Genomic DNA, 257 nt, shown 5'->3' with positions numbered 1-257 from the left:
TCGTAGAAGCGCGAGAAGGGCAGGTCACGCACCAGGAACGTCGAGAACTGATCGCGGCTTGGCGGGTACATGTCGCCGTCAGCATGGCGCTGTTCTATGTAGCGCTGGTACAGGTCGAAATATTCTTCGCTGAAGTGCGGTTTGACCGGCTGCACCTGCAAATCCGCGTTGCGTTTGTAGATGCGCTTTTGCTGGCGATTGGTGATGAATTGTGCGGAGGGAATGCGCGCAGGCACGCACGCATTGCAATTCTGGCA

1 pseudogene is annotated in these 257 nt (G+C 56.8%); it reads right to left on the bottom strand.

Annotated elements, in window-relative coordinates:
- Positions 1–236 (bottom strand): annotated as a pseudogene (locus AAEY83_RS16660) (arginyltransferase); the annotation flags it as partial.
- Positions 237–257 lie beyond the last annotated feature (21 nt).

It is taken from the genome of Psychrobacter sp. TB20-MNA-CIBAN-0197, assembly GCF_040309765.1.
GTDB lineage: Bacteria > Pseudomonadota > Gammaproteobacteria > Pseudomonadales > Moraxellaceae > Psychrobacter > Psychrobacter submarinus.
The sequence above is the reverse complement of the archived record's forward strand: the minus strand, read 5'-3'. Positions and strand labels throughout refer to the sequence as shown.